Genomic DNA, 2863 nt, shown 5'->3' with positions numbered 1-2863 from the left:
CCGGCCACGCGACGAGCGCCGGATGCACAGGCGACCGCGTCGCGGCGACACCGAACGTGCCCGGACTCCGCGCGGGCATGGCCCGCGGAGGGATCTCAGGATGCCGGCGCGGCCAGACCGAGAGCCGACGCGAGCGCCGGGATGGCCCACGCGAGGCTCGCGTCGAGCGTCTCGCCGGTGTGGCCGCCACCCTCCACGATATGAGTCAGTGTCGTGAAACCAGCCGCTTGGGCGGCCTGCGAATTCGCGAGCTGGCCCGGACCGTAAGTGGTGTCGGCGCTCCCCCAGGTGAAGACGGCGGTATGACCGGCGAAGGTGCCGGGTGGGGCCGCGGCCATCAGCACCGAAGGCTTGTTCGCCTGGAACGCGGCCGCATCGCCCTTGTAGACGTCGGTGACGGTCTGCGCCACGTGCTCGGACCCGGGGAACTCATTCCCCATGACATCGAGCATCTGTCCCCACACGTCGGGGTGCTTCGCCCCGTACATCGCGGCGCACGAGCCACCGTTGGAGAACCCGCCGATCGTCCAGTAGCGGTGGTCGGTCACGATGTTGAGGTTCTTCAGCGCCCACTGCGGGACCAGGTCGTTGATGTACGTCGAGACGGCGCCGAAGGTCGCGGAGTCCACGCAGGCGGGGTCGCGGTCGGGTGCGGTGAGCTGGTCGACGACGATCGCGATCGGCGCGAGCCCCCGGTTCTGAGCGGCGAACGCATCGAGGGCCTTGGCGAGCGACGTCGGATCGGGTGAGCCCGGCTGACCCATCATGAAGACCATGAGGGGCAGAGCAGGAGGGTTGGGAACCAATGCTGCGGGCGGCAGGTACAGCGATGCATCACGTGCGGCATACTGGCCGGTCGGAATCCGAGTCGATCCGGTGAGCGCGCTCACCGTGCCCTTGGCTGCCATATCCGCGGGCGGCTGCCAGCGTTGGTACAGCGTCGCGGGATCCCCGGTCGTGGCCTCTTGCGAGGGGAGGGATGCCGGATCCAGCGCTTGCACGCCGAGGATCGCCGCGAGGTTGTGCGTCACACCGTAGGAGGCGTTGACGCCGAGCGCACCGGCGAGAAGCGACGCGAGGATGGCGATGGCACCCGCCACCCGACGAGGCCACGGGGCGCGGAAAAGACCGACGACACCGACGGCGACCGCGGCCGTCGCTCCCGAGGCCCACCAGATCGCGGCTCCGGGGAGGGGGCCTTCGAAGGTGTTCGCTGCCTCAAGGATCTTGGCAGCGACGAACATCGCGACCCCCGAGGCGATGCCGATCGCTCCCATGAGGACGAGGCGGCGGCGGGGCCAGAGCAGGACGGCCAGGACCGCGAGCGTCGCGACGGCGCACGAGATGATCAGGAGGGGGCTGTCGATCAGTTCGAAGGAGAGCAAGAATCTGTTCATCTCGATACTCCCCCGTGTGCTGTCGTCTGATCATGCCGATACGCGTCCCCGGTCCTCTCGTTCATGACGGGGCGAGCCCCAGGACGCGTGCGAGCTCGGGGATGGCGAAGGCGAGCGCTCCGTCCAGCGCCGGTCCGTCGTGGCCTGCGCCCGTCACGACGTGGGTCATGGCGGTGAAACCGGCTGCGTGGGCCGCGAGGGCGTTGCGCTGCTGGCCCGGACCGAACACGCTGTCGGACTGCCCCCAGGTGAAGATGGCCACGTGGCCCGCGTAGTCGCGAGAGGGCGTTCGGCCCATGATGGCGGCCGGAGTCGCCGCCTCGAACGCGGCCGCATCTCCTCCGAACACCTCATCGATGGTCGCGTCGGGATGTTCCGAGCCGGGATACTCGTTGCCCGACACATCGAGCAGGTGACCCCACACCTCGGGATACTCGGCCGCCCACTTCGCCGCGCATGAACCGCCGTTGGAGAACCCCCCGAGCACCCACAGTCGATGATCCGTCGAGACGTTGAGATGCGACGCCGCCCACTGCGGCACGAGCGTGTTGAGATACGTGGCGACCGGACCGTACTTCGCCGAGTCCGCGCAGGACGGATCGAGGTCGCCGGACGCCGTCTGATCGGCGACGATGGCGATCGGTGCCAATCCGTCGTGGGCGCGCGCGAAGTCCGCAAGGGCCTTGGCGAGACTCGTCGGATCCGGCGAACCGGGTTGTCCCATCATGAAGACGATGAGGGGCAGGGTCGGCGGATCTTTCACGAGTGCCGCGGGCGGCAGATACAGGGACGCGTCTCTGGCGGGAAAATCCCCCGACGGGATGCGGGAATCGCCGCTCAGCGCACTGACGGTGCCCGAGGACGGCATGTCGGCCGGCGGCTTCCAGTTCTCCCATGTCGCCGTCCCCGCGGCGTCCCGCCCGGTGTCCGGCAGGTCGGCGCGATCGAGGGTCTGCACACCCATGATCGCGGCGAGAGTGTGGGTGATGCCGTAGGAGCTGTTGACGCCGAGGAAACCCGTGATGACGGATGCCAGGATCACCACGACTCCGACGATCCGGCGCACCCGCGGCGCGGCGACGACACCCATCACGCCCGCCGCGATCCCGGCGATGGCGAGCGCCGACCATCGAGCGGCCCCCGCGGGCAGCGGACCGTCGAAGACCTGGGCAGCGCTGGCCGCCCGCGCGACCAGATACATGACACCCCCCGCGGCCACTGCGACACCGATCGTCCGCCCGACGCGACGGGGGGCCCAGGCCATGACGACGATGACGCCGATCGCGACCACGATCGAGCAGATCACAAGGAGGGGAGAGTCGATGAGCTCGAACGACAGGACGAACTTCTTCACCGTCGCCCCTCCCAGGCCGTGCGCGCGAGCGCGACCATCTCGCGGCGCGACGCGTCCGGCAGGTACGCGCGCCCGACGGCCGCGCCGATGCCGGGCAACTGCAGGGGATCGC

Annotated in this window: 2 protein-coding genes; both read right to left on the bottom strand. The window is 69.5% G+C overall.

Features of this window, described 5'->3' with window-relative positions:
* Positions 1-95: 95 nt before the first annotated feature.
* Complete coding sequence (locus tag QZ433_RS10245; RefSeq protein WP_295782862.1) at positions 96-1397, bottom strand: esterase; 1302 nt, start codon at positions 1395-1397, stop codon at positions 96-98.
* A gap of 61 nt (positions 1398-1458) precedes the next feature.
* Complete coding sequence (locus QZ433_RS10240; RefSeq protein WP_295782859.1) at positions 1459-2751, bottom strand: esterase; 1293 nt, start codon at positions 2749-2751, stop codon at positions 1459-1461.
* Positions 2752-2863 lie beyond the last annotated feature (112 nt).

The sequence above is a fragment of the uncultured Microbacterium sp. genome (assembly GCF_913776565.1).
Lineage (GTDB): Bacteria > Actinomycetota > Actinomycetes > Actinomycetales > Microbacteriaceae > Microbacterium.
The sequence above is the reverse complement of the archived record's forward strand: the minus strand, read 5'-3'. Positions and strand labels throughout refer to the sequence as shown.

What these genes read in the sequence shown, in the direction of transcription:
- QZ433_RS10245 (WP_295782862.1), bottom strand. Translation starts at nt 1,397, where the DNA reads ATGAACAGATTCTTGCTCTCCTTCGAACTGATCGACAGCCCCCTCCTG.